Source organism: Kocuria oceani (genome assembly GCF_029524215.1).
In the GTDB taxonomy this organism is placed as follows: Bacteria; Actinomycetota; Actinomycetes; order Actinomycetales; family Micrococcaceae; genus Kocuria; species Kocuria oceani.
Map to the genome: position 1 here is coordinate 22916 of NZ_JARAMH010000006.1, position 22272 is coordinate 45187.

25 protein-coding genes are annotated in these 22272 nt (G+C 74.6%); 4 read left to right on the forward strand and 21 right to left on the reverse strand.

The window, feature by feature from the left end; genetic code table 11:
* Window positions 1–57 precede the first annotated feature (57 nt).
* From PU704_RS08225 to pheS, 3 genes are all read right to left on the reverse strand, one after another.
* Window positions 58–672: a hypothetical protein gene (locus PU704_RS08225; protein ID WP_047803993.1), complete on the reverse strand. Its 615-nt coding sequence runs from the start codon at window positions 670–672 to the stop codon at window positions 58–60.
* A 191-nt stretch (window positions 673–863) separates the two neighbouring features.
* Window positions 864–3416, reverse strand: coding sequence for a phenylalanine--tRNA ligase subunit beta (gene pheT / locus PU704_RS08230; RefSeq protein WP_277550969.1), 2553 nt, complete (start codon window positions 3414–3416; stop codon window positions 864–866).
* A 3-nt stretch (window positions 3417–3419) separates the two neighbouring features.
* Window positions 3420–4490: a phenylalanine--tRNA ligase subunit alpha gene (pheS, locus tag PU704_RS08235; RefSeq protein WP_047804016.1), complete on the reverse strand. Its 1071-nt coding sequence runs from the start codon at window positions 4488–4490 to the stop codon at window positions 3420–3422.
* A 193-nt stretch (window positions 4491–4683) separates the two neighbouring features.
* Between pheS and PU704_RS08240 the strand changes: the two genes are divergently transcribed.
* Complete coding sequence (locus PU704_RS08240; RefSeq protein WP_277550970.1) at window positions 4684–5130, forward strand: eCIS core domain-containing protein; 447 nt, start codon at window positions 4684–4686, stop codon at window positions 5128–5130.
* Window positions 5131–5323: 193 nt separating this feature from the next.
* Here PU704_RS08240 and PU704_RS08245 read toward each other — a convergent pair whose 3' ends face one another.
* From PU704_RS08245 to PU704_RS08270, 6 genes are all read right to left on the reverse strand, one after another.
* The gene (locus PU704_RS08245) at window positions 5324–5776 is read right to left on the reverse strand and encodes a (deoxy)nucleoside triphosphate pyrophosphohydrolase (protein WP_277550971.1); all 453 of its coding nucleotides are present in this window, start codon (window positions 5774–5776) and stop codon (window positions 5324–5326) included.
* The gene (locus tag PU704_RS08250) at window positions 5773–6684 is read right to left on the reverse strand and encodes a TrmH family RNA methyltransferase (protein WP_277550972.1); all 912 of its coding nucleotides are present in this window, start codon (window positions 6682–6684) and stop codon (window positions 5773–5775) included. The genes PU704_RS08245 and PU704_RS08250 overlap by 4 nt, the downstream gene beginning before the upstream one ends.
* 13 nt (window positions 6685–6697) lie before the next feature.
* Window positions 6698–7087: a 50S ribosomal protein L20 gene (rplT, locus tag PU704_RS08255; protein WP_047803997.1), complete on the reverse strand. Its 390-nt coding sequence runs from the start codon at window positions 7085–7087 to the stop codon at window positions 6698–6700.
* 94 nt (window positions 7088–7181) lie between these two features.
* A complete protein-coding gene (gene rpmI / locus PU704_RS08260; protein ID WP_047803998.1) occupies window positions 7182–7376 on the reverse strand; it encodes a 50S ribosomal protein L35 in 195 nt (64 codons plus the stop codon).
* A gap of 159 nt (window positions 7377–7535) precedes the next feature.
* Entirely contained in the window at window positions 7536–8447 is a 912-nt protein-coding gene (gene infC / locus PU704_RS08265) for a translation initiation factor IF-3 (protein WP_277551086.1), read from the reverse strand.
* A gap of 314 nt (window positions 8448–8761) precedes the next feature.
* Window positions 8762–9058 (reverse strand): DUF503 domain-containing protein, encoded by a 297-nt coding sequence (locus tag PU704_RS08270; protein ID WP_047804000.1) that lies wholly within the window; start codon window positions 9056–9058, stop codon window positions 8762–8764.
* A gap of 84 nt (window positions 9059–9142) precedes the next feature.
* Here PU704_RS08270 and PU704_RS08275 point away from each other — a divergent pair, with 84 nt between their 5' ends.
* Entirely contained in the window at window positions 9143–9553 is a 411-nt protein-coding gene (locus PU704_RS08275; RefSeq protein ID WP_047804001.1) for a DUF1844 domain-containing protein, read from the forward strand.
* A gap of 48 nt (window positions 9554–9601) precedes the next feature.
* Here the strand turns inward: PU704_RS08275 and PU704_RS08280 are convergent, their stop codons facing one another.
* From PU704_RS08280 to PU704_RS08320, 9 genes are all read right to left on the reverse strand, one after another.
* Window positions 9602–10456, reverse strand: a complete 855-nt coding sequence (locus PU704_RS08280) for an SseB family protein (protein ID WP_277550974.1) — start codon at window positions 10454–10456, stop codon at window positions 9602–9604.
* Window positions 10453–11205, reverse strand: coding sequence for a bifunctional 1-(5-phosphoribosyl)-5-((5-phosphoribosylamino)methylideneamino)imidazole-4-carboxamide isomerase/phosphoribosylanthranilate isomerase PriA (gene priA, locus PU704_RS08285; RefSeq protein ID WP_277550975.1), 753 nt, complete (start codon window positions 11203–11205; stop codon window positions 10453–10455). Before priA ends, PU704_RS08280 begins: the two co-directional genes overlap by 4 nt.
* A 112-nt stretch (window positions 11206–11317) precedes the next feature.
* The gene (locus PU704_RS08290; RefSeq protein WP_187347231.1) at window positions 11318–11479 is read right to left on the reverse strand and encodes a hypothetical protein; all 162 of its coding nucleotides are present in this window, start codon (window positions 11477–11479) and stop codon (window positions 11318–11320) included.
* On the reverse strand, window positions 11476–12240 hold the full coding sequence (gene hisH / locus PU704_RS08295) for an imidazole glycerol phosphate synthase subunit HisH (RefSeq protein ID WP_277550976.1): 765 nt from the start codon (window positions 12238–12240) through the stop codon (window positions 11476–11478). The genes PU704_RS08290 and hisH overlap by 4 nt, the downstream gene beginning before the upstream one ends.
* A 17-nt stretch (window positions 12241–12257) precedes the next feature.
* Window positions 12258–12887 (reverse strand): imidazoleglycerol-phosphate dehydratase HisB, encoded by a 630-nt coding sequence (hisB, locus tag PU704_RS08300; RefSeq protein WP_047804005.1) that lies wholly within the window; start codon window positions 12885–12887, stop codon window positions 12258–12260.
* Window positions 12888–13029: 142 nt separating this feature from the next.
* On the reverse strand, window positions 13030–14133 hold the full coding sequence (locus tag PU704_RS08305; RefSeq protein ID WP_277550977.1) for a histidinol-phosphate transaminase: 1104 nt from the start codon (window positions 14131–14133) through the stop codon (window positions 13030–13032).
* Window positions 14134–14194: 61 nt separating this feature from the next.
* Window positions 14195–14515, reverse strand: a complete 321-nt coding sequence (locus PU704_RS08310) for a DMT family transporter (protein WP_277550978.1) — start codon at window positions 14513–14515, stop codon at window positions 14195–14197.
* The gene (locus PU704_RS08315) at window positions 14515–14952 is read right to left on the reverse strand and encodes a DMT family transporter (RefSeq protein ID WP_338130224.1); all 438 of its coding nucleotides are present in this window, start codon (window positions 14950–14952) and stop codon (window positions 14515–14517) included. The genes PU704_RS08310 and PU704_RS08315 overlap by 1 nt, the downstream gene beginning before the upstream one ends.
* Window positions 14953–15040: 88 nt before the next feature.
* Window positions 15041–15460 (reverse strand): LysM peptidoglycan-binding domain-containing protein, encoded by a 420-nt coding sequence (locus PU704_RS08320; protein ID WP_047804009.1) that lies wholly within the window; start codon window positions 15458–15460, stop codon window positions 15041–15043.
* A 344-nt stretch (window positions 15461–15804) separates the two neighbouring features.
* On the opposite strand from PU704_RS08320, the gene lexA reads away from it, so the two are divergent.
* Window positions 15805–16578 (forward strand): transcriptional repressor LexA, encoded by a 774-nt coding sequence (gene lexA / locus PU704_RS08325; RefSeq protein ID WP_277550979.1) that lies wholly within the window; start codon window positions 15805–15807, stop codon window positions 16576–16578.
* Between the two features lie 132 nt (window positions 16579–16710).
* Here lexA and PU704_RS08330 read toward each other — a convergent pair whose 3' ends face one another.
* Together PU704_RS08330 and hflX are read right to left on the reverse strand one after the other, a co-directional pair.
* Window positions 16711–18792, reverse strand: a complete 2082-nt coding sequence (locus PU704_RS08330) for an ATP-dependent DNA helicase (RefSeq protein WP_047804011.1) — start codon at window positions 18790–18792, stop codon at window positions 16711–16713.
* Between the two features lie 4 nt (window positions 18793–18796).
* Window positions 18797–20443 carry a GTPase HflX gene (hflX, locus tag PU704_RS08335; protein ID WP_047804012.1) on the reverse strand — a complete coding sequence of 549 codons (1647 nt, stop codon included), beginning with the start codon at window positions 20441–20443 and terminating at the stop codon, window positions 18797–18799.
* A 120-nt stretch (window positions 20444–20563) separates the two neighbouring features.
* Here hflX and PU704_RS08340 point away from each other — a divergent pair, with 120 nt between their 5' ends.
* The gene (locus tag PU704_RS08340) at window positions 20564–21226 is read left to right on the forward strand and encodes a class I SAM-dependent methyltransferase (protein WP_277550980.1); all 663 of its coding nucleotides are present in this window, start codon (window positions 20564–20566) and stop codon (window positions 21224–21226) included.
* A 40-nt stretch (window positions 21227–21266) separates the two neighbouring features.
* Here the strand turns inward: PU704_RS08340 and dapF are convergent, their stop codons facing one another.
* Complete coding sequence (dapF, locus tag PU704_RS08345; RefSeq protein WP_047804013.1) at window positions 21267–22232, reverse strand: diaminopimelate epimerase; 966 nt, start codon at window positions 22230–22232, stop codon at window positions 21267–21269.
* Window positions 22233–22272: the final 40 nt, after the last annotated feature.

Genomic DNA, 22272 nt, shown 5'->3' on the forward strand with positions numbered 1-22272 from the left:
GGGGCCCCTGCCGGACGCACCGCGTCCGGCAGGGGCCCCGTCCCGTGAGCCTGGCGGTCAGTGCCCGGCGGAGTAGAGCCGGCGGGCGTACCACACCCCGGCCACGGCCACACCGAGACCGGCGAGGAGCAGCAGCGCGGCCCGGATCCGCTGGCCCGTGATCGTCCCGGCGGTGATGCCGTCCCCGAACTCGCCGGCCTCGGCGGTCTCGACGACCTGCAGGGTGCCGTCCTCGACGGCGAGCAGGGCGTCGGCCTCCTGGTGGAAGTGGCCCTCCCGCTCGCCGGTCTGCGTGCCGCGGAAGACGATCTCCTCCCCCGCCTCCGGGACACGCGGATCGGCGAGCCCGGAGTCGAACGGCTGCGCGGTGACCGCCTCGTCCGCGGGCAGTGCCCCCCGGTAGATGGGGTTGTACGTCTTGGTCTGCAGGTCGTTGGTCATGTCCTGGTACGTCCCGGTGATCACCCACGACCGGTCCGCGTAGCCGGCCAGTTTCCGGGAGTCGTCCCAGGCGAGGGCCCCGCTCACGGCCAGGACCAGCCCCAGGAGCAGTCCGAGCAGCCCCACCGCGGTGGGTTTCCAGGCGATCGGCCGGCGGGAGCGCCCGGGCTCCCGCTCGTCGTCGTCGAAGGCGAAGAACGCTTCCTGCCGGTCGGTGGTCTCCTCGGTCATGCTGGGCTCCTGGAACGGGGTCGGGAAAGGGGGGACGACCGCGGCGCCGGGCCGAGGTCGGGGACCCGGTGCCACAGTACCGAAGTTCCCCTCCGCCCCCGGGAACCGCGCACGTGTGACCGGCGGGGCGTGCAACGGCGCACGGCCCGCTCCTGGGGGGCGGGGAGCGGGCCGTGCGTCGGCGGGGCGGGTCAGCCGCGCAGCACGGCGCCGTGGCGCTCGGCGGCCACCGCGACGGCGGCCTCGCGTGCGGCGGAGGCCTCGTCCGCGGTCAGCGTGCGGTCCGGGGCCCGGAAGCGCAGCGCGAGGGCCACCGACTTCCGGCCCGGCTCGATCCCGGCGCCCCGGTAGACGTCGAAGACGCGGACGTCCTCGAGCAGCTCTCCCGCCCCCTCCTCCAGGGCGGCGCGCAGCGCGGCGGCGGGGACTGACTCCTCGACCACGAGCGCCACGTCCTGCGTGGCGGCCGGATAGCCGGAGATGGGGCGGGCCTGGACGACGTCGACCTCCGCGTCGATGAGCGAGCTGAGGTTCAGCTCCATCGCCACGGTGCGCGCGGGCAGGTCCTGGGCGGCCACCAGCTGCGGGTGCAGCTCGCCCGCGTAGCCCAGCGGGGTCCCGTCCGGGGCGCTGAGCACGGCCGTGCGGCCCGGGTGGAAGGCCTGGTGCGTGCCCTGCCGCACGGTCAGCTCCACGCCCAGGACCTCACCGGCGAGCCGGGCGGCGTCCAGGGCGTCCTGCCAGTCGACCGGGCGCGGGGTGACCCACGGGCTCTCGGCCGCGTCCCGGCCGGCGAAGACCGCGGCGAGGTGGCGCGGCTGGACCGGGATCCCGGTCTCCAGCTCGTCCAGCACCTCCTGGCCCGGGTGGGCCCCCAGCGGCGGCAGGGTCCGGGTGACCAGCTGCTGCACGGGCCGGAAGACGCGGCCGACCTCGTACAGGGCCAGGTCGCGGAAGCCGCGGGAGGTGTTGCGCCGCAGCACCTCGAGCAGCCCCGGCAGCAGGGAGACCCGCAGCATCCCCTGGGCCTCGCTGATCGGGTTGGCGAGCTTGACGGAGAGCACCGGGGCACCGGGCTCGGGGGCGCCCCACAGCTCGTTGTCGGCCTGGGAGACGAACGGGTAGGCGAGCACCTCGGTCAGTCCCGCGGCGGCGAGCGCGTCCGCCACGCGCTTGCGGGCCTGCTGCTCGGGGGTCAGCCCGCGGCCGGGCGGGGCCACGGGCAGGCGCGAGGGGATCGCGTCGTAGCCCACGAGCCGGGCGATCTCCTCGACGAGGTCCTCCTTGGCGAGCAGGTCCGTGCGCCACGTCGGCGGCACGACGCGCCAGCCCTCGTCGGTGGCCTGGACCTGGCCGCCGAGCTCGGTGAGGACGGAGACGACCTGCTCGGCGGTGTAGTCCACGCCCACCCGCCGTCCCGCGTAGTCCCAGGGCAGCTCGATGGGCTCGGGGGCCGTGGTCGCGTCCACGTCCGTCACCTCGGGCCCGGCGGTGCCGCCGGCCAGTTCCACGAGCAGCTCCACGGCCCGCTGGGCGGCAACCGGGGCGATCTGCGGGTCCACGCCGCGCTCGAAGCGCTTGGACGCCTCCGAGGGCAGCCGGTGCCGGCGGGTGGTGCGAGCGACGGAGACCTCGTCGAAGCGGGCCGCCTCCACGAGGACGTCGGCGGTTCCGTCGGAGACCTCGGTGGTGGCCCCGCCCATGACCCCGGCCAGGCCGATCGGCCCGGAGCCGTCCGTGATGAGCAGGTCCTCGGGGTCGAGGGTGCGCTGCTTGCCGTCGAGGGTGCCGAGGGTCTCCCCCGCGGCGGCCCGGCGCACGGTGATGCCCCCGGCCAGGGCCTGCAGGTCGTAGAAGTGCAGCGGCTGACCGAACTCGAGCATCACGTAGTTGGAGATGTCCACCGGCAGGGAGATCGAGCGGATGCCCGCCAGGCGCAGCCGCGCCGACATCCACGGGGGCGTGGGGGCGGTCGCGTCGATGCCGGTCACCATGCGGGCGACGAAGCGGGTGCACCCGGGGTTGCCGTGGATGGGGGCGGCGTCGTCGACCGTCACGGGAAAGCCGCCCGCGGTGGGGGCGGGCACCCGCGCGGCCACGGCCTCGGCCGGGTCGGTGAAGGGCTGGTGCACGGCGTGGCAGTACTCGCGGGCCACCCCGCGCACGGAGAAGGCGTAGCCGCGGTCCGGGGTCACGTTGATCTCGGCGGCCTCGTCGTGGAGCCCGAGCAGCTCCAGCGCGTCCGTGCCGATCTCCGGGTCCAGGCCCAGCGTCGAGAGCACCAGGATGCCGTCGTGGTCCTCCCCGATCCCGAGCTCGCGCACCGAGGCGATCATGCCCGCGGACGTGTGCCCGTAGGTCTTGCGCGCCGAGATCCGGAAGTTCCCGGGCAGCACGGCGCCGGGCAGGGTCACCACGACCTTGTCCCCGACCTCGAAGTTGTGGGCCCCGCAGATCACGCCCTGCACCCCGGAGGGGTCGATGCCCTTGCCGGTCAGCGTCTGCTCCTGGCCCTCGGGCACCACGCGCACCGTGCACCAGTTGACGGTCTTGCCGTTGGAGTGGGTCTCCGGCTCCTTGGACAGCACCTGGCCCACGACGACCGGTCCGTGCAGCTCGTCCGCGGGGCGGTGGACGTCCTCCTCCTCGAGGCCGACCTGCACCAGGGTGGCCAGGACGTCCTCGGCGGTGGCGTCCGCGGGGACGGGGGCGTGCTCGCGCAGCCATGACAAAGGAACTCGCATGTCTTAGATCTCCATCCCGAAGTGCTCGCTGAAGCGGATGTCGCCCTCGACCATGTCGTGCATGTCCGGGACGTTGTTGCGGAACATCAGGGTCCGCTCGATGCCCATGCCGAACGCGAAGCCCGAGTGCACCTCGGGGTCGATGCCGGCGGCGCGCAGCACGTTGGGGTGGACCATGCCGCAGCCGCCCCACTCGATCCACCGCGGCCCGCCCTTGGCGTTCGGGTGCCACACGTCCAGCTCGGCCGAGGGCTCGGTGAACGGGAAATAGTTGGGGCGCAGCCGGATCCGCGCCTCCGGGCCGAACATCTGCCGGGCGAAGTGCTCCAGCGTGCCCTTGAGGTCCGCCATCGACAGGCCCTTGTCCACGGCCAGGCCCTCGACCTGGTGGAAGACGGGGGTGTGCGTGGCGTCGAGCTCGTCGGTGCGGTAGGTGCGCCCGGGGACGACGACGTAGACCGGCAGGTCGCGGGTCAGCAGCGTGCGCATCTGCACCGGGGAGGTGTGCGTGCGCAGCACCAGGTGGGCCTCGGGCGGGTCCACGAAGAACGTGTCCTGCAGCTCCCGGGCGGGGTGGTCCGGCTTGAAGTTCAGGGAGTCGAAGTTGTACCACTCGGACTCGACCTCGGGCCCGTCGGCGACCTCCCAGCCCATGGCCACGAAGGTCTCGCCGATGCGCTCCATGAGGTTCGTCAGCGGGTGCCGTCCGCCCAGCTGCCGGCGGCGGCCGGCGGCGGTGACGTCCACCGCCTCCTCCACCAGGATCCGGGCGTCGCGCTCCTCCTCGAGCACCGCGGTGCGGGCGGCGATCGCCTGGTTCACGCGGCCGCGGGCCTGGCCCACGAGCTTGCCCGCGGCGGCCTTCTGCGTCTTGTCGAGCGAGCCGATCTGCCGGTTGGCCAGCGCCAGCGGGGACCGCTCCCCCGCGTGGGCGAGCCGGACCTCCTTGAGCTGGTCGAGGTCCTGGGCGTTTCCGACGGCGGTGAGAGCCGCCTCCACGGCCGCGGCGACCGCGGCCTCGTCGGTCGGGTCGACCGCGCCGCTCGGCGCGGTCTCGGGTGGCAGTTCAGACATCAGCACTGGCTTCTTCGGCTCGGGGACAGTGGCGTCCGGGCACGCCGGCTCACGTTCCGTGAGTCCAGTGGCACGGGAAAGCCCGGATCGGCGCGGATCGCGGGCGGACCCCAGTCTATGGCACACGGTCCGGGGGCACCGGCGGCCGCCAACGGGAGTCGCGGCCCGGTGGACTGCGGCCTAGTCTGGGCCCATGAGCGCTCCGGCCGGCCGCCGGGCCCGTCTGCGCGCGGCCTGGAACATGACGAACCTGTCCACCCCGCTGGGGCTGCTGGTGGCCGCGCTCACCGGCACGCGCGTGGTGCGCGGCCCCGAGGGGCTGCTGCTGGGCTTCGGCTACCGGCCGAGGCCGCCCAGGGCGGGGGCGTTCACCGTGGGCAACGTGGTCCTCTTCCGCGGCGGGCCCGACGACGTCGCCGCCCGCCCCCGGCTGCTGGCCCACGAGTCCCGCCACGCCAGCCAGTACGCCCTGTGCCTGGGCCTGCCGTTCCTGCCCCTCTACGGCGCCGCCGCCGGGTGGTCGGTGCTGCGCTGCGGGCACCCGGCCCCGCACAACCTCTTCGAGGTGCGGGCGGGCCTGGCCGACGGCGGCTACCGCGCCCGGCCCCGCCGCCGGCACGGCCCATCCGCCCGGAACTGACCACGCCGTCCCCGGGTGACCACGGGCTCGTGCGGTGTTCTGTCCCGGGAGAACCGTGGTCACGCTCGGGCATGCCGTGGTCACCCGGGCGTGGGGTGGTCACCCGGGCGTGCGGGGGCCGCTCCGGGGACCGTGGCCGGTCGGGGAACCCTGGCAGGTCGGGGCGCTCGAGCGCGGCCCGAGCGGCGGCCCGTCAGTCGGTGAGCTGGTCCAGCAGCGCCCGCACGATCGGCAGATCGGCCGGGATCCAGGGCAGCGCCAGCGCGGCGGCGGCGTCCCCGAGCGGCACCCAGCGCACGGCCAGGTGGTCCTGCCCGGCCGCGGGGACGGGCGATCCCGCCGCGAGCACACCGGTCCAGACGCGCATCGCCGCCGTCTCCTTGAGCGGCCAGCCCTGCGGGTGCGGGCCGGGCACCTCCGCCACCAGCTCCACCTGTGCCCCCAGCTCCTCGGCGCACTCGCGGCGCAGGGCGGCCTCGCAGGTCTCGCCGGGCTCCTGCTTGCCGCCCGGGAACTCCCACAGCCCGCGCAGCCCTGCCGGATAGGCGCGCTGGGCGGCGAGGAACGCCGTGGGACGGTGCGGGTCGTCCAGCAGGGCGGCGCCCACCACCTGGGTGCGGAACGCGGCGGGCAGCGGCGCGGTCATCGGCGCGCCCGCCCGGCCCGCCGCTGCGCGCGCGCCGAGGCGTAGAGGCACACGGTGGCCGCGGTGCCCACGTTGAGCGACTCCGCCCGGCCGTACACCGGCACGGCCACGCGGTGGTCGGCCAGGGCCTTCTCCTCCGCCGAGAGCCCCTGGGCCTCGTTGCCGAACAGCCACACGGTGGGGCGGGCCAGGTCGTAGCCGGAGTCGTCGGCCGGGGCCCCGGCGGCGCGGGCGGCGGAGAGGTCCTGGAGCCGGTCGAGGTCCACGTCGCCGCGGCCGTCGGCGGCGAGGACGCCGCAGCCGGCCGCACGGGCGGCGCCGACCAGCTCGGGCAGGTCCGCGCCCACGGCCACGGGCAGGTGGAAGAGGGACCCGGCGGTGGACCGGACCGCCTTGGGGTTGTACACGTCCACGCTGCCGGTGCTCAGCACCAGGGCGTCGGCTCCCGCGGCGTCCGCGGCGCGCAGCAGCGTGCCGGCGTTGCCCGGGTCCTGCACCCGGGCCAGGACGGCCACCAGCTGCGGGGCGGCCCGGAAGATCCCGTCCGCCGGCACGTCCAGGGACCGGCAGACGACCACGACGCCCTGCGGGCTCACCGCGTCGCTCATCGCCGCGAGCACCTCCCGGGTCACCAGGCGGAGGAACACGGCGCGGTCGGCGGCCACGCGCTCGAGCAGCCCGGTGATGTCCGGGTGCTGGGCCAGGGCGTCCTGGGTGACGTAGACGGCGTCCACGCACGGGGACTCGAGGTGCCGGGCCAGGGCCTCCCGGGCGTTCTGCGGTCCCTCGGCGAGGAACAGCCCGCGCTTGGAACGCGCGGAGCGCCCGGCCAGTCCCGCGACGTCCCGCACCCGATCGGCTCGGGGGTTGGACATCGGCCGGTCGGCCAGGCGCTCCGTGAGGTTCACAGCTCCGACGGGGTCAGGCTGCGGCTTCGCGCGGCGCGGAGGTGTCCTCCGGCAGGGCGTTCTTGGCGATCTCGACCAGCCCGGCGAAGGCCTGCGCGTCGTTGACGGCCAGCTCGGCGAGCATGCGCCGGTCGACCTCCACCTCGGCGGCCTTCAGGCCCTGGATGAAGCGGTTGTAGGTCAGGCCGTTGGCGCGGGCAGCGGCATTGATGCGCTGGATCCACAGCCGGCGGAAGTCGCCCTTGCGCTTGCGGCGGTCGTTGTAGCTGTAGACGAACGAGTGGGTGACCTGCTCCTTCGCCTTGCGGTACAGGCGCGAGCGCTGGCCGCGGTAGCCGGAGGCCTGCTCGAGGATTTCCCGGCGCTTCTTGTGGGCGTTGACCGCCCGCTTCACACGTGCCACGTGTGTACTCCTTCACTTCGGTCCCGGCCGGTCGGCCGGGAGGTCAAATCTGTGCGGGGCGGGGAGGCGGGCTCCCCTGCGGATGCGGTGGGGGTTACTTGCCCAGCATCTTCTTGATGACCTTGGCCTCGCCCGGGGTGACGATCTGGTCGGACGCCAGGCGGCGGGTCAGGCGGGAGGACTTGTGCTCCAGGTAGTGGCGGCGGTTGGCCTGCTGGCGCTTGACCTTGCCGGTACCGGTGAGCTTGAAGCGCTTCTTCGCCCCGCTGTGGGTCTTCATCTTCGGCATGTGGGCCGTTCTCCTTGCGTCTCTTCCGGTGGTGGCCACCGGAGGGCACGACGACGTCCGTCGCACCTCAACGGTGCCCCCCGGGCACAGCCGGGACCGGCTGCGCCCACGGGGCGTTGTCAGTTCTGCTCCGCTCGTGCGGAAGGTCCTGCTGTCCGCTCAGACCCGGGGACCGGGCTTGGCGCCCGGTTTCGGGCCGGGCCGCGGAGCCTTGGGCGCCGGGCGCGGTGCCTGGGGGGCCGCGGCCTTCGGAGCCGGGGCCTTCGGAGCCGCCGGTGCCGCAGGCCGCGGCGCCGCCTCGGCGGGGGCGGCGGGCGCCGCCTCCTGCTCCGTGGCCGCGGCGGGGGCCGCCTCCTGCACCTCGGGCTCCGGCGCGGTCTGCTGCGCCGGCTCCTCGGTCCGGGCGGCCTGCTCGCGCAGCTCGGCCGGGAACGCGTCCCCGATCGACTGGGTCACGGGCTCGGCGGAGGAGGTGTCGACCTTCTCCTTGGCCTTGCGGTCGTTCTCGGCCCGGGCCTCCTCGCGCTGCTTCTGGCGGCGCGCCTCGGCCTTGGCCTCGGCCTTGTTCTTCAGCGGGCCCACGACCATGACCATGTTGCGCCCGTCGACCCGGGGGCTCGACTCGACCGCGCCGACCTCGGCGACGTCGTTCGCGAAGCGCTCGAGCAGGCGCACGCCCATCTCGGGGCGCTGCTGCTCACGGCCGCGGAACTGGATCATGGCCTTGACCTTGTCGCCGGCGCCGAGGAAGCGCTTGGCGTGGCCGACCTTGGTCTCGTAGTCGTGCGTGTCGATCTTGAGCCGGAACCGGACCTCCTTGAGGACCGTGTTCGTCTGGTTCTTGCGCGACTCCCGGGCCTTGACCGCGGCCTCGTACTTATACTTGCCGAAGTCCATGAGCTTGGCCACCGGCGGCTTGGCGTTGGGCGCCACCTCGACCAGATCGAGATCCGATTCGCGGGCCAGCCTCAGTGCGTCCTCGACGCGGACGATGCCGACCTGCTCGCCTGCGGGTCCGACGAGACGGACTTCGGGGACTCGGATTCTGTCATTGATGCGTGGATCGCTGATGCCGTGCTCCTGATGTTCTGCGTGATCGCCCGGAGGCTTCCGGGGACCTCATGGTTCGGTCCGGTCCACAACGGCAAAAGCCCCCGCTGCGGTCGGCAAGCGGAGGCTCATCGGCGCACCACCCGGGGGTGGTGCACTGCGTGACGGCACCGGCACGGGGAACCCGGCGGGCCGTCGTGCGGACGATGTCGTCGCGAACCCGGCGACCGTGGTCGGCGCGGGTGGGAGCTTCCTCCACTTGCACACTGCCCGCCAGTCTAGCGCATCGGCCGGGGGTTGGGGAACCGGGGCGCTGCCGGTCCCCATCCGACCCCTCACTCGTCCTCGGTCGTGTGCAGGCCGCGGTGCGCCGAGAGCAGCTCCGTCTCGGGGCGGGCGGCCACGAAGCGCTCGAGCTGGTCGAGGACGTCGACCAGGTGGGCGGAGTCCCCGGTGACGACACCGGCCCCCACCAGGGCCCGGCGGTGCAGGTCGAGGTGACCGACCTCCGCGACGCTCACCGGGAAGCGGCGGCGCAGCTCGGCCACGAGGGGCCGCACCACCGACCGCTTGGCCTTGAGGGAGTGCACGTCCCCCAGCAGCAGGTCGAACTCGATCCACCCGATCCACACCTCGGTCCCGCCCCTCCCCGGCCGGCACCGGCCTCCCCTGCAGGATAGGCCCGGCGGGCGGGAGCGTTGTGGCAGAGTTGGACCATGACTTCCGAGAACACCTTCCGCTTCGACGACGACGCCGCCCGCTCCGGCCAGGACATCCCGCAGGAGACGGTGCAGGCCGTCGACGAGCAGATGCGCGACATCGCGGAGGTCCCCGCCATCGAGGTCATCACGACCGCCGCCGTCCACCTCATGAGCGCGGCCGCCGTGAAGTGCGGCCTGGCCGCCGGCGAGGACGCGGACGAGCTCAAGGACCTGGACGAGGCGCGCAAGCTGATCACCGCCCTGGCCGGGTTCGTCACGGCCGCCGCCCCGGAGATCGGCTCCCAGCACGCCGCCCCGCTGCGCGACGGCCTGCGCACGCTCCAGCTGGCGTTCCGCGAGGCCTCCCTCTACCCGGACGCCCCGGGGCAGGGGCCGGGCGAGAAGTTCACCGGTCCGGTGAGCTGACCGGGCTCCCGAGCACCACGTCGACGCGGGCTGATCCGGGACACCGGGTCAGCCCGCGGTCGTGAGGCGCAGCTGCATCGAGTCCACGTCCTCGGCCAGGGCCGGCTCGACGCTGAGCCGGGCCTGGAAGCGGGCGAGCACGTCGTCCACCTGCGTCCGGTCCAGCCCGGCGCGCAGGGAGAGCACGACCGCCAGCTCCGGGCCGGCTCCCCCGCCGTCGACCACCGCCCCGTCCGCGGCCCGGGCCGCGACACCGCTGCCGGGCGCGGTCCCCGCCGAGGTCACTCCGGGCAGTCCCTCGGCGCAGCGGCGCACCGCCTCGGCGACGGCCGGGCTCCGGTAGGACGGCGTCCAGGCCCGGCCCTGGGCCAGCGCCCAGAGCGCCGGCCGGCGCACCACGAAGGGCAGGTCCGCCCCGGGGTCGAGCACGAGCAGCTGGGTGCCGTCCTTGACCGCCGCGACCGCCGCCCGGCGGACGTCGGTGGCCACGGGCCGGGCCTGGGGGTGCCAGGCGGTCAGGGCCGCGGTGGACGTGAACACGGGCAGCACCGGGCGCCCGTCGGCCGCCCGCAGGGACACGAGCGCCATGTCCGCCTCCTTGTCGGCCACGTGCCCGGAGGCGGTCACGGTCGAGGAGGCCACCTCGGCCACGACCGGCACGAACACCCGGGTGCCGGCCAGGGCGGCGACCACCTGCGACTCGTCCCCGGTGCCGGCCCGCAGGCCGGCGAGCGCCTCGAGGACCGCCGCGGCGGCGGCGCCGTCGTCGTCGGGGAACCGGTGGATGTGGCTGGTGCCCTCCCCCAGGTTGCGCCCGGCCCAGGCCTGCCCGCCGGTGTCCTCCGTGCCGCCGGCGCTCGCGAGCTGGGCCTCGATGTGGGCGGGGAGCCGGCGCTCGGTCACCGCGCCGCCGGACGGCCCGCCACGTCGAGGGCCTCCCCGAGCGTGAACCGGCCCGCGTAGAGGGCCTTGCCCACGATGGCGCCCTCCACGCCGGAGGGCACGAGCGTGCGCAGGGCCGCGAGGTCGTCGAGGGAGGAGATGCCGCCGGAGGCGACCACCGGCTTGTCCGTGCGGGTGGCGACCTCCTTCAGCAGCTCGAGGTTGGGCCCCTTCAGGGTGCCGTCCTTGGTGACGTCGGTGACCACGTACCGGGCGCAGCCGTCCTCCTCGAGGCGGTCCAGGACCTCCCAGAGGTCACCGCCCTCCTCGGTCCAGCCGCGCGCGGCGAGCGTGGTGCCGCGCACGTCGAGGCCCACCGCGATGACCTCGCCGTGCTGGGCGATCACCTTCCGGGTCCACTGGGGGTTCTCGAGGGCGGCGGTGCCGAGGTTGATCCGGGCCGGGTCCAGGGACAGGGCCCGCTCCAGCGAGGCGTCGTCCCGGATGCCGCCGGACATCTCGACCTTCAGCTCGAGCTCGGCCGCGACGCGGCGCAGCACCTCGATGTTGTCCCCGCGGCCGAAGGCGGCGTCGAGGTCCACGAGGTGGATCCACTCCGCGCCGGCCTCCTGCCAGGCGAGCGCGGCCTCCAGGGGATCGCCGTAGCCGGTCTCGGAGCCGGCCTCGCCCTGGACCAGGCGCACGGCCTGGCCGTCGGCGACGTCGACGGCGGGCAGCAGCTGCAGGCGGGGGGTCTCGCTCAGGGGCATGGGATCTCTTCCTTCTCGGGCTCCCGGACGGCGCGGGGCCGGCCGGGGCTGCTCGGGTGGTGGAGCTGCTCGGTGAGCCGCTCCGGGTCGGGGACGTGCGGGACGGGCGGGCTCAGCGGGCCTGGAACCAGGAGTACCAGCCGTAGCCGATGAGCCCGGCGGCGACCAGGGCCAGGACCACCACCGTCCAGGCCGGCATCTTCTGCCGGTGGAACGAGATGGCGCCGCCGGCGATGAAGGCGCCGAGGACCATCACGACGACGGCGGCGCTCACGCGGCGTCGTCCTCCTGCTGGAGGGTCGGGCGCCCGGCCAGGGTGTCCCCGCCCAGGGGGTCACCGGCCTTGAGGTGGTCCAGCCGCCCGGTCCGCGGGAGGGTGCCCAGCCAGTTGCGCAGCAGCTGGATGCCGGCCTCGGAGGACTTCTCCGGGTGGAACTGCGTGGCGCACAGCGCCCCGTTCTCCACGGCGGCGATGAACCGTCCCCCGTGCTCGGACCAGGTGACCTGCGGCGGCTTCATCTTCAGGATGTTCTGCGGGAAGTCCCACTCCTGCACCCCGTAGGAGTGCACGAAGTAGAAGCGCTCGTCCTCGATGCCCCGGAACAGCACCGAGTCCTCGGGCGGGTCGACGGTGTTCCAGCCCATGTGCGGGACCACGTCGGCCTTCAGCCGCTCGACGACGCCGGGCCACTCGCCCATGCCCTCGGTCTCCTGACCGTGCTCGACGCCTGACTCGAAGAGGACCTGCAGGCCCACGCAGATGCCCAGCACGGGGCGCCCGCCGGCGAGGCGGCGGCCGATCAGGCGCAGGCCGTCGACGGAGCGCAGACCGTCCATGACCGCGGCGAACGCGCCGACGCCGGGCACCACGAGCCCGTCCGCGTCCAGGACGGCCTCGGGGTCGGCGCTGAGCACCACGTCGGCCCCGGCGGCCTCGAGGGCGCGCACGGCCGAGCGGACGTTGCCCGCGCCGTAGTCGAGGACCGTGACGGTGGGCCGGGCGGGGCGCTCCGGCCGGGTGGACTCCTCCGGCATGCGATCTCCTTCCGCGCTCACAGGGCGCCCTTGGTCGACGGGACGCCGCTGACCCGGGGGTCGGGCTCCACGGCCTGGCGCAGGGCGCGCGCGAGGGCCTTGAACTGGGCCTCGGCGATGTGGTGCGGGTCCCGGCCGGCCAGCAGCGTGATGTGCAGGCAGATCCCGGCGTGGTGGGCGAGGGACTCGAAGACGTGCTGGACCATCGAGCCGGTGAAGTGCCCGCCGATGAGGTGGTACTGCTGGCCCTCGGGCTCCCCGGTGTGCACCGCGTAGGGGCGGCCGGAGATGTCCACCACGGCGTTGGCCAGGGCCTCGTCCAGCGGGACGGTGGCCTCGCCGAAGCGGCGGATGCCGGCCTTGTCTCCCAGGGCCTGCCGCAGGGCGTCCCCGAGGACGATGGCCGTGTCCTCGACCGTGTGGTGGACGTCGATGTGGGTGTCGCCGGTGGCCCGGATCCGCATGTCGATGAGGGAGTGCTTCGACAGGGCGGTGAGCATGTGGTCGTAGAACGGCACCGAGGTGTCGATGTCGTTCGCGCCCGTGCCGTCGAGGTCGATCTCGACGGACACGGAGGACTCGCTCGTGCGCCGCTCCAGGGAGGCGCGGCGGGGGGCACGGGTGCCGGTGGGGCTCTGGTCGGTCATGCGGGTGGAACTCCTCGCGGGCGCGGCGCGGCCGTCGACGGGCCGCGGGGTGGCCCGGGCCGCCCCGGGCGGGCGGCGCGTCGGGCCCGGTGGTTGTCTGACTCCATGCTATCCGGGACGGAGGGCCCCGGTTCGCGGGGCCTCAGCCGGCGGAGACGATCCGCTCCATGCTGGTCAGGAAGGCGGTGGTCTCCTCCTCCGTGCCGGCGGTGACCCGCAGGTGGCCGGGGATCCCGACGTCGCGCACCAGCACCCCGTCCTCGAGCAGCGCCTGCCACATGGCCCGGGAGTCCGGCATCCCGCCGAAGAACACGAAGTTGGAGTCCGACGCCGCCGGTGCGAGCCCGAGCCGACGCAGCTCCTCGACGATGCGGTCCCGCTGGCGCTTGATGTCCTCGACGTTGGCCAGCAGCGCCGCCGAGTGGCGCAGGGCGGCCAGGGCGGTCGCCTGGGTGACGGCCGAGAGGTGGTAGGGCAGGCGCACGAGCCGGATCGCGTCGGCGACCTCGGGAGCCGCGGCGAAGTAGCCCAGCCGGGCACCGGCGAGCGCGAAGGCCTTGCTCATGGTGCGGCTGACGATCAGGCGGGGCCGGCCCGCCAGCAGGGACAGCGCGGTGCCCGTGCCCCGGTGGGAGAACTCCGCGTAGGCCTCGTCCACGACCACGACGGCCCGGTTGGGCTCACCGGCCTCGTACACGGCCGTGACGACGTCCTCGTCCAGGGCCGTGCCCGTCGGGTTGTTGGGCGAGCAGAGGAAGACGACGTCGGGGCGGTGCCGGCGGACCTGCTCGGCCGCCGACTCCGCGGTGAGCCCGAAGTCCGCGGACCGTTCCCCCGCCACGAAACCGGTGTGCGTGCCCGCGGCCAGCAGGGGGTACATGGAGTAGGTCGGGACGAAGGTGAGCAGGGAGCGCCCGGGGCCGCCGAAGGCCTGCAGGACCTGCTGCAGGATCTCGTTGGAGCCGTTGGCCGCCCAGAGGTTCTCGGCCTCCAGCCCGTGGCCCAGGTATCCGGCGAGCTCCTCGCGCAGGGCCGTGAACTCCCGGTCCGGGTACCGGTTGAGGGTCCGGGCCGCCGCGGTGACCTCCTCCACGATCGCGGTGTGCACGTCCGCCGGGACCGGGTGGGTGTTCTCGTTGGTGTTGAGCGCCACGGCGACGTCCAGCTGCGGGGCGCCGTAGGGGGCCTTGCCGCGCAGGTCGTCGCGCAGCGGGAGGGCGTTGAGTCGGTCCAGGTTCTGCGTCACCCGAACAGTTTAGACCTGCCCGCGGCGCCGCCCGCGGAGGGCTCGGACGGGGTGGAGGGGGTCAGTGGGCGGCGCCGAGCTCGATCAGCAGCACGCCGCCCATGATGAGCGCGATGCCCAGCACCATGAGCCGGCTCAGCGGCTCGCCGAAGAGCAGCCGGCCCGCGACCGCGGTGAGCGCCACGCCCGCCGCGGCCCAGATGCCGTAGGCCACGCCCAGCCCCAGACCCTGGCGCAGGGCGAGGGCGAGCAGCGTGAACGCGAGCAGGTAGCCGGTCAGCACGGCGGCGTACCAGCGCCGGCGGCCCTGCGCCGCGACCCGCAGGGACAGGGTGGCGGCGACCTCGGTGAGGATCGCCCCGGTCAGGTACAGCCAGGCCATCAGGCGCCGCCGTCCCCGGCTGCCCGGTGGGCGCCGACCTCCACGCAGAGCACCCCGGCGACCACCAGGGCGATGCCGGCGAGCACCAGCGGGCTCAGGGCCTCCCCGAAGACCAGGGCCGCCAGGAGGGCGGTGAGCGTCACGCCCGTGGCCGCCCAGATCCCGTAGGCCACGCCGACGGGCAGCCCGCGGCGCAGCACCGCCGCGAGGAACACGAACGCGGCGCTGTAGCCGGAGATGACGAGCAGGTACCAGCCCGGGTGTTCCAGGGCGGCCTTCAGGGCCAGCGAGGCGGCCACCTCGCTGCAGATCGCGGCGCCCAGCAGCGGCCAGACGGTGTCCCGCCGGCTCCGGGGCGGCCGCGGGGCACCACGGGCGGACACGATGGACGGCGGGCTGCCGTGGTCGGGACGCGGACGGCGGGCTCCAGGGCTCATGCCCCGACCCTACCGACGCGGAGCACGGCGCCGGGACGGAGTGCCCGGCGGCAGGTCCGGCGTTCGGCCGGCCGGGACGGACGGCCCGTCAGGCGGCGGGGACCTCTAGGAGCTGGCCCGCGTGGAGGAGAGAGCTGTCGAGGTCGTTGAGCTCCACGATCTCGTCCATGACGTCCCGCGGGTCCCGCTCCGGGTCGGCCTGCACGGCCAGGTCCCACAGGCTCTGCCCGGGGTGCACCGTGGCCTGCTCCGTCCCGGCCCCCGTGACGGGCTCGCTGGTGGCCGTGGCCGTGGACGGGACGAGGAAGATCACGGCGAGCACGACCAGTGCCGCGGAGCCGGCCAGCACGGGCAGGCCCAGCAGCACCAGGCGACCCCGCCGGGTCAGGACCAGCGGAGCGCGGGAGGTCCCTGCCGACGGGCGGGCCCGGCGGGCCGCGCGGGCCGGGCCGCCGAGGGGCCGGGGGCGGCGCGCGACGACGGCGCTGAGGGTGGCACTGGCACTCATGACATGAACTCCTTGACGTTCCCGCACGGGGCGGGCGATCTCGAACACCGGTCCGACCGGCGGCCCGTCCGGGCCTGCATGCGATCGAACATACTTTCGAATACCGATGACCCATGTCTAGCACGCGTCTGCGAAGGCTGTCGACACCGGGTCGTACATATGTTTGAAGACACACGGCGTGTCGCCTAGGCTGGGAGCACGTTCGGGCCTCGGGCCGGCACGCGTTCCGACTTCCCCCGGCTCCCTGCTGGCTGAGACCCATCGAAGCACCCGGGTCCGACATCGGAACGGGGCCGGCGCGCACCGGAGGCACCACCAGCCGGACGCGAAAGGACGACGCTCCCATGGCTCAGCCCCCCACCCCCGAGGAGTCCCGCGCCCGGGCCGGGCGCACCGGCGGCCGCGCCCGCGGCCGGGGTCTCAGCGTGCGCCAGCGCACCATCCTCGAGGCCATCCAGCGCTCCATCGCCGAGCACGGATATCCGCCCTCGATGCGCGAGATCGGCGACCTCGTGGGCCTGGCCTCCCTCTCCAGCGTCACCCACCAGCTCTCCCAGCTCGAGAAGCTGGGCTACCTGCGCCGGGACCCGAAGCGCCCCCGGGCGATGGAGGTCCTCACGCCCCTGCAGCTGCGCGACGCGGCCGCCCCGGCGACCCCGGAGGCCCCGCACGAGCCGGCGGACGCGCCCCGCGGCCCCCGTGCCGGTGCACCGGGCGGCGTGGCGGAGCTGTCCACCTCCGCGGACGTGACGATGGTGCCCCTGGTGGGCCACATCGCCGCCGGCGGGCCCATCACCGCCGAGCAGGACGTGGAGGACGTGCTGGCGCTGCCCCGCCAGCTGGTGGGCCACGGCGAGCTGTTCATGCTGCGGGTCAAGGGCGACTCCATGATCGACGCCGCCATCTGCGACGGCGACTGGGTCGTGGTCCGCCGGCAGAGCGCCGCCGACAACGGGGACATCGTGGCCGCCCTGCTCGACGACGAGGCCACGGTGAAGACCTTCCGCCAGCGCGACGGGCACACCTGGCTGCTGCCGCAGAACACCCGCTACGAGCCCATCCTCGGGGACCACGCCACGGTGATGGGCAAGGTCGTCTCGGTGCTGCGCAGCCTCTGAGAGCCGCTGTCCGGCACGCGCTGTCCGACAATCCGCTGTCCGGCACGCGCTGTCCGACAACCCGCTGTCCGGCGCCCGCAGCGGCACGGGGCCCGGCCGCTCGGCCGGGCCCCGTGCCGCGACCTGACCGGGTCAGGCCGTCGCCAGGCGCGCCAGGGCCCCGAGCACCACCGAGCGGTCCGTGGTGGTCCACAGCGGCGGCAGCGACCCGCGCAGGAACCCCCCGTAGCGGGCCGTGGCGATGCGGGAGTCCAGGATCGCCACGACACCTCGGTCCCCACCGGCCCGGATGAGCCGGCCGGCGCCCTGGGCCAGCCGCACGGCCGCGTGCGTCGCGGAGACGGACATGAACCCGTTGCTCCCCGCCCGCTCGGCGGCCCGGCTGCGGGCCGTGGACAGCGGGTCGTCCGGGCGCGGGAAGGGGATCCGGTCGATCATCACCAGCCGGCACGAGGCCCCCGGCACGTCGACGCCCTGCCACAGGCTCATCGTCCCGAACAGGCTCGTGGCGGGGTCGTCCGTGAACTCCTGGACGAGCCCGGCCAGCGAGGACTCCCCCTGGCAGAGGATCGGCAGGTCGGTGCGCCCGCGCAGGGCCTCCGCGGCCTCCTCCGCCGCCCGGCGGGAGGAGAACAGGCCCAGTGCCCCGCCGCGCGAGGCCTCGAGCAGGGCGAGCATCTCCTCCAGCTGGGCCTCGGTCAGGCGCCGGCCCGGCTTCTCCAGGTGCTTGGCGAGGTAGAGGATCCCCTGCCGCGGGTAGTCGAAGGGGCTGCCCACGTCCACGCCCTCCCAGCGCGGGGCGCCCTCGCCGCGGAGCCCGAGGGCCCCGGCGGCGGCGTCGAAGGAGGAGCCGACGGAGAGGGTGGCCGAGGTCAGCACCACGGTGCGGCCGTCGAAGAGGCCCTCCCGCAGGGTCCCGGCCACCGACAGCGGCGCCACGTGCAGGGTGGCCGGGTCGGTGTCCTCGGCAGGGACGTAGCCGCGGCCGGGCTCCCAGCCGCCCTGCCGCGAGATCCAGAGCACCTCGCGGGAGTCGGCGGCGGCGAGGATGCGCTCGGCCAGCTCCAGCACGTCACTGACCCGTGAGCGGGCCATCTGCCGTCCGGCGTCCCCGTCCTTCTCGCCCCCGGAGCCGCCCTTCGACTCGCTCATGACCGTGCGTGCGGCGTCCCGGATCTGGGCCACGGCCGCCGCCTGGGCGTCGTCGAGGCCCCGGTGCAGCAGTTCGGCGGGCGCGCCCAGCAGCGCGGCCTCCAGGTTGGCGGCCCCGGCGGTGAGGGAGTCGGGGTTCGCGGCGGTGTGCTTGCGCGCGGAGGCCGCCGCCGCGCGCACCATGGCCGCGGAGAGCTGGCCGGTGACCGCCCCCGTGACCCGGTCCTGCAGCTCGTGGGCCTCGTCGATCACCACGACGTCGTGCTCGGGCAGGACCGTGATGCCCTCGAACGCGTTGATCGCGAGCAGGGCGTGGTTGGTGATCACGATGTCCGCCTCCCCGGCCCGCTGCTTGGCGAGCTCGGCGAAGCACTGCTCGACCAGGGGGCAGCTGCGGCCCAGGCACTCCTTGGCGGTCACGGAGACCTGGCGCCACGCCTTGTCGCTCACGCCCGGGAGCAGCTCGTCGCGGTCACCGGTGTCGGTGGCGCGCGCCCATTCCCGCAGGCGCTGGACCTCCTGGCCCAGCCGGCCGGGCTGCTCGGTGGTCTCCGGCTGCGCGGCGCCGGGGTGCGGGGCGGCGTCGGGCAGGGCGAAGAGCGCGCCGGGGTCGTCCTCGGACGGGTAGCCGCCCTCGAGCTTGTGCAGGCACGCGTAGTTGCTGCGGCCCTTGAGCAGGGCGACGTCGACCTCGTGCTCGAGCTCTCCCTCCAGGGCGGCCAGCAGGCGGGGGACGTCCCGGCCCACGATCTGCGACTGCAGGGCGAGGGTCGCGGTGGCCACGACCACCGGCTTGTCCGCGTGCTGGGCGTGGGCCACGAGCGGGGCCAGGTAGGCGAGGGACTTGCCGGTGCCGGTGCCGGCCTGGACCAGCAGGTGCCGGCCGCGGTCGAGGGCCTCCGCGACCTTGCCGGTCATCAGCCGCTGTCCGTCCCGGACCTGCCCGCCCATCGCCGTGACGGCGGTGTCGAGCAGGCCCAGGGCGTCCTGCGCCCCGGGCAGGGTCTCCGGCCGTGTGCCGGAGACGTCCTGCCCGGACTCGTCGACGAATGCTGCGGGCACCGGCTCAGGCGCTCTCGGCGCCGAAGCCGGGCGCGTCCTCCGGAGCGAACTCCGCGAGCTCGGCCGCCAGGTCCTCGCGGACCTTCACCAGCAGGTGCGTGCCCTCGGGCAGGTGCTCGGTGCGCAGGATCTCCGCGTCCCAGTCGTGCAGCCGGCTGACGACGTCGCCGCGCTGGTACGGGACCAGCAGGTCCAGCACCGTCTCGGGGCGCGGGATGGACTCGCTGATCCGCTCCCGCAGCGCGTCGAGGCCCTCCCCGGTGCGGGCGGAGACGACCACGACGTTGCGCTCGCGCTGCCGGATCCGCTCGACCACGAAGGGGTCCGCGGCGTCAACCTTGTTGAGCACGATGATCTCGGGGATGTTCTGCGCGTCGATGTCCGTGAACACCTGGCGCACGGCCCGGATCTGGCCCTCCGGGTCCGGGTGGGAGGCGTCCACCACGTGCAGGATGAGGTCTGCGTCGGCGACCTCCTCCAGCGTGGAGCGGAAGGCCTCCACGAGCTGGGTCGGCAGGGACCGCACGAAGCCGACCGTGTCCGAGAGCGTGTAGCCGATCCCGTCGGGGGTCTGCGCCCGGCGGACCGTGGGGTCCAGGGTCGCGAACAGCGCGTTCTCCACGAGCACCCCGGCGTCGGTGAGCCGGTTGAGCAGCGAGGACTTGCCCGCATTGGTGTAGCCGGCGATCGCCACGGAGGGCACGGAGTTGCGGCGGCGGTTGAGCCGCTTGGTCTCCCGGGCCGGCTTCATGGCGGCGATCTCGCGGCGCAGCTTGGCCATCCGCGTGCGGATCCGGCGGCGGTCCAGCTCGATCTTGGTCTCACCGGGCCCGCGCGAGCCGATGCCCTCACCGGCGGCGGCGCGGCCACCGGCCTGGCGGGACAGGGACTCGCCCCAGCCGCGCAGGCGCGGGAGCAGGTACTCGAGCTGCGCGAGCTCGACCTGCGCCTTGCCCTCCTTGGACTTGGCGTGCTGGGCGAAGATGTCGAGGATCAGACCGGTGCGGTCGATGACCTTGACCTTGACGACGTCCTCCAGCCCGCGCCGCTGGGACGGGGCCAGCTCGGAGTCCACGATGACGGTGTCGGCGCCGGTGGCGGCCACGACGTCGCGCAGCTCCTTGGCCTTCCCGGAGCCCAGGAACGTGGCGGGGTCGGGCTTGAGCCGGCGCTGGACGATGCCGTCCAGCACCTCGGACCCGGCGGTCTCGGCGAGAGCGGCGAGCTCCCGCAGGGAGTTCTCCGCCTCCTCGAGGGTGCCCTCGGTCCAGAGACCGGCCAGGACCACGCGCTCGAGGCGCAGCTGGCGGTACTCGAGCTCCGTGACGTCCTCGAGCTCGGTGGACAGGCCCCCGACGCGGCGCAGCGCGCGGCGCTCGTCGAGGTCCTGCTGCTCGCCGTCGTGCTGCGAGTGCTCCTGGCCGCTGTCGGCCAGTTCGCGGGCGCGGCCGGTCAGGGGACCGCTCGCGGCGGACCCGGAGTCCTCGGGCCGGCGGTCGGCGCGCTCTCCGGCGTCGGCCTCCCGGGCCCGGGCCCGGGACAGGACGCGCTCGACGACGTCCTCGAGGTCCTGCCGGCTCAGGCCGTTGTCGGCCTCCACCGCGGGAGCCGCGGTGCTGTGGTCGGCAGGGGTGTTGTTCGACGGGGTCATGGTTCCTTTCGGAAAGGATGTGGTTGCTGTAATTCTAGTCGCGGGCTCCGACGGACGGGGCCTCGGCGGTGGAGCTGCGCGGAGCGGACCGGGTCCGCGCGATCGGTAGCATGAACGTCTATGACACGGCGTTCCGACTCCCCCGATCCCACCGCCGGCCCGGCGGCCCCGAATCCGGGGACCGAGCACTACTTCTCGGAGGATCCCTCGGTGCCGGAGGTGCGCCGCCCGGTGACCGTGGCCCTGCGCGGGCGGGAGGTCGTCCTGCAGACCTCCAACGGCGTCTTCAGTCCGCGAGGTCTCGACAAGGGAACGTCCGTGCTGCTCCGAAATGTTCCCGATCCGGCCGGCGCGGAGCTGCTGGACGTCGGGTGCGGATGGGGCCCGATCGCCCTGAGCCTGGCGGAGGCCGCGCCCGGGGCCCGGGTCACGGCGGTGGACGTCAACGAGCGCTCGCTCGGGCTGACCCGTGACAACGCGGCTGCCCTGGGCCTGGGCAACGTCGAGGTGCTGCTGCCCGAGCAGGTGCCGGCGGACCGCCGCTTCGACACCATCTGGTCCAACCCGCCCATCCGGATCGGCAAGCAGCAGCTGCACGAGCTGCTCCTCCGCTGGCTGCCGCGGCTGAACCCCGGCGGGAGCGCGTGGCTGGTGGTGCAGAAGAACCTGGGTGCCGACTCGCTGCAGAAGTGGCTGGCGGCCGAGCTGGGCGAGTCCTTCCGGGTCTCCCGGCACGCCACCGACAAGGGGTTCCGCGTCCTGCGGGTCGACCGGGCGGCCTGAGCCGGCCGGAGCCGGTCCGAGCCGGGCGCGGCGGCGGGGCTCAGACGAAGGTGCCGTCGGCCACGAGCACGGCGGGGCCGGCGAGGACCACGTGCTCCGCGCCGTCCGGGGCGGGCACGAAGGTCACGGAGACGACCCCGCCGGGCACCTGCACGAGCCACTGGTCCGGAGCGGTGGGCCCGCCCCAGAACCGGGTCGCCGCCGCCGCCGCGCACGCGCCGGTGCCGCAGGACTGCGTCTCGCCCACGCCGCGCTCGTGCACCCGCAGGCGGACCCGGCCCACGCCGTCGTCGTCGCCGTCGGCGGGGACGACGAACTCGACGTTCGTGCCGTCCTCGGGCTCCGGGCGCACCACCGGGGCGGTGAACAGCTCGAGCTGGTCGAGCTTCTCCCCCTCGGCGAGCGCCACGACCGTGTGCGGGTTGCCCATCCCGATGGACAGCGCCGGGCGGGGCACCTTGAGCCCCTTCGCGGTCACGACGGCGTCCGAGCCGCGGGACCGGGCGGTCTCGCCGTCCAGGAAGCTCCAGGGGCCCATGTCCACGGCGTAGCCGGAGTCGGTGCGCGCGACGGTCTTCACCCCGGCGCGGGTGCCGATCCGCAGGACCTCGCCCTCGGGAACCTCGGCGAGACCGCGCTGGACGAGGTAGTGGACGAACACGCGCACGCCGTTGCCGCACATCTCGGCGATCGAGCCGTCGTTGTTGCGGTAGTCCATGAACCACTCGGCGTCCGGGGCGGTCTCCAGCACGGCCCGGCCCTCGGGCAGGGCCTCGCTGCGCACCGCCCGGATCAGGCCGTCGCCGCCGATGCCGCGGTGCCGGTCACAGACCAGGGACACGAGGTGGGCGTCGAGCGCGAGCTGCGCGTCCGGGTCGGTCAGCAGGACGAAGTCGTTGCCCGTGCCGTGGCCCTTCGCGAAGCTGCGCCCGCGCAGCTCCCCCCAGGGCACGGCGGCGTCCGGGGACGGGGCGGTCGGGAGGGTATCGGGCTGCGCTGAGGTCACCCGGACATGATACGCGGCCCGGCCCGTGCGCCGCGGCGGG

Coding starts and splice junctions, on each gene's coding strand:
- PU704_RS08225 (WP_047803993.1), bottom strand. CDS start 672: ATGACCGAGGAGACCACCGACCGGCAGGAAGCGTTCTTCGCCTTCGAC.
- pheT (WP_277550969.1), bottom strand. CDS start 3,416: ATGCGAGTTCCTTTGTCATGGCTGCGCGAGCACGCCCCCGTCCCCGCG.
- pheS (WP_047804016.1), bottom strand. CDS start 4,490: ATGTCTGAACTGCCACCCGAGACCGCGCCGAGCGGCGCGGTCGACCCG.
- PU704_RS08240 (WP_277550970.1), top strand. CDS start 4,684: ATGAGCGCTCCGGCCGGCCGCCGGGCCCGTCTGCGCGCGGCCTGGAAC.
- PU704_RS08245 (WP_277550971.1), bottom strand. CDS start 5,776: ATGACCGCGCCGCTGCCCGCCGCGTTCCGCACCCAGGTGGTGGGCGCC.
- rpmI (WP_047803998.1), bottom strand. CDS start 7,376: ATGCCGAAGATGAAGACCCACAGCGGGGCGAAGAAGCGCTTCAAGCTC.
- PU704_RS08275 (WP_047804001.1), top strand. CDS start 9,143: ATGACTTCCGAGAACACCTTCCGCTTCGACGACGACGCCGCCCGCTCC.
- priA (WP_277550975.1), bottom strand. CDS start 11,205: ATGCCCCTGAGCGAGACCCCCCGCCTGCAGCTGCTGCCCGCCGTCGAC.
- hisH (WP_277550976.1), bottom strand. CDS start 12,240: ATGCCGGAGGAGTCCACCCGGCCGGAGCGCCCCGCCCGGCCCACCGTC.
- hisB (WP_047804005.1), bottom strand. CDS start 12,887: ATGACCGACCAGAGCCCCACCGGCACCCGTGCCCCCCGCCGCGCCTCC.
- PU704_RS08310 (WP_277550978.1), bottom strand. CDS start 14,515: ATGGCCTGGCTGTACCTGACCGGGGCGATCCTCACCGAGGTCGCCGCC.
- PU704_RS08315 (WP_338130224.1), bottom strand. CDS start 14,952: ATGAGCCCTGGAGCCCGCCGTCCGCGTCCCGACCACGGCAGCCCGCCG.
- PU704_RS08320 (WP_047804009.1), bottom strand. CDS start 15,460: ATGAGTGCCAGTGCCACCCTCAGCGCCGTCGTCGCGCGCCGCCCCCGG.
- lexA (WP_277550979.1), top strand. CDS start 15,805: ATGGCTCAGCCCCCCACCCCCGAGGAGTCCCGCGCCCGGGCCGGGCGC.
- hflX (WP_047804012.1), bottom strand. CDS start 20,443: ATGACCCCGTCGAACAACACCCCTGCCGACCACAGCACCGCGGCTCCC.
- PU704_RS08340 (WP_277550980.1), top strand. CDS start 20,564: ATGACACGGCGTTCCGACTCCCCCGATCCCACCGCCGGCCCGGCGGCC.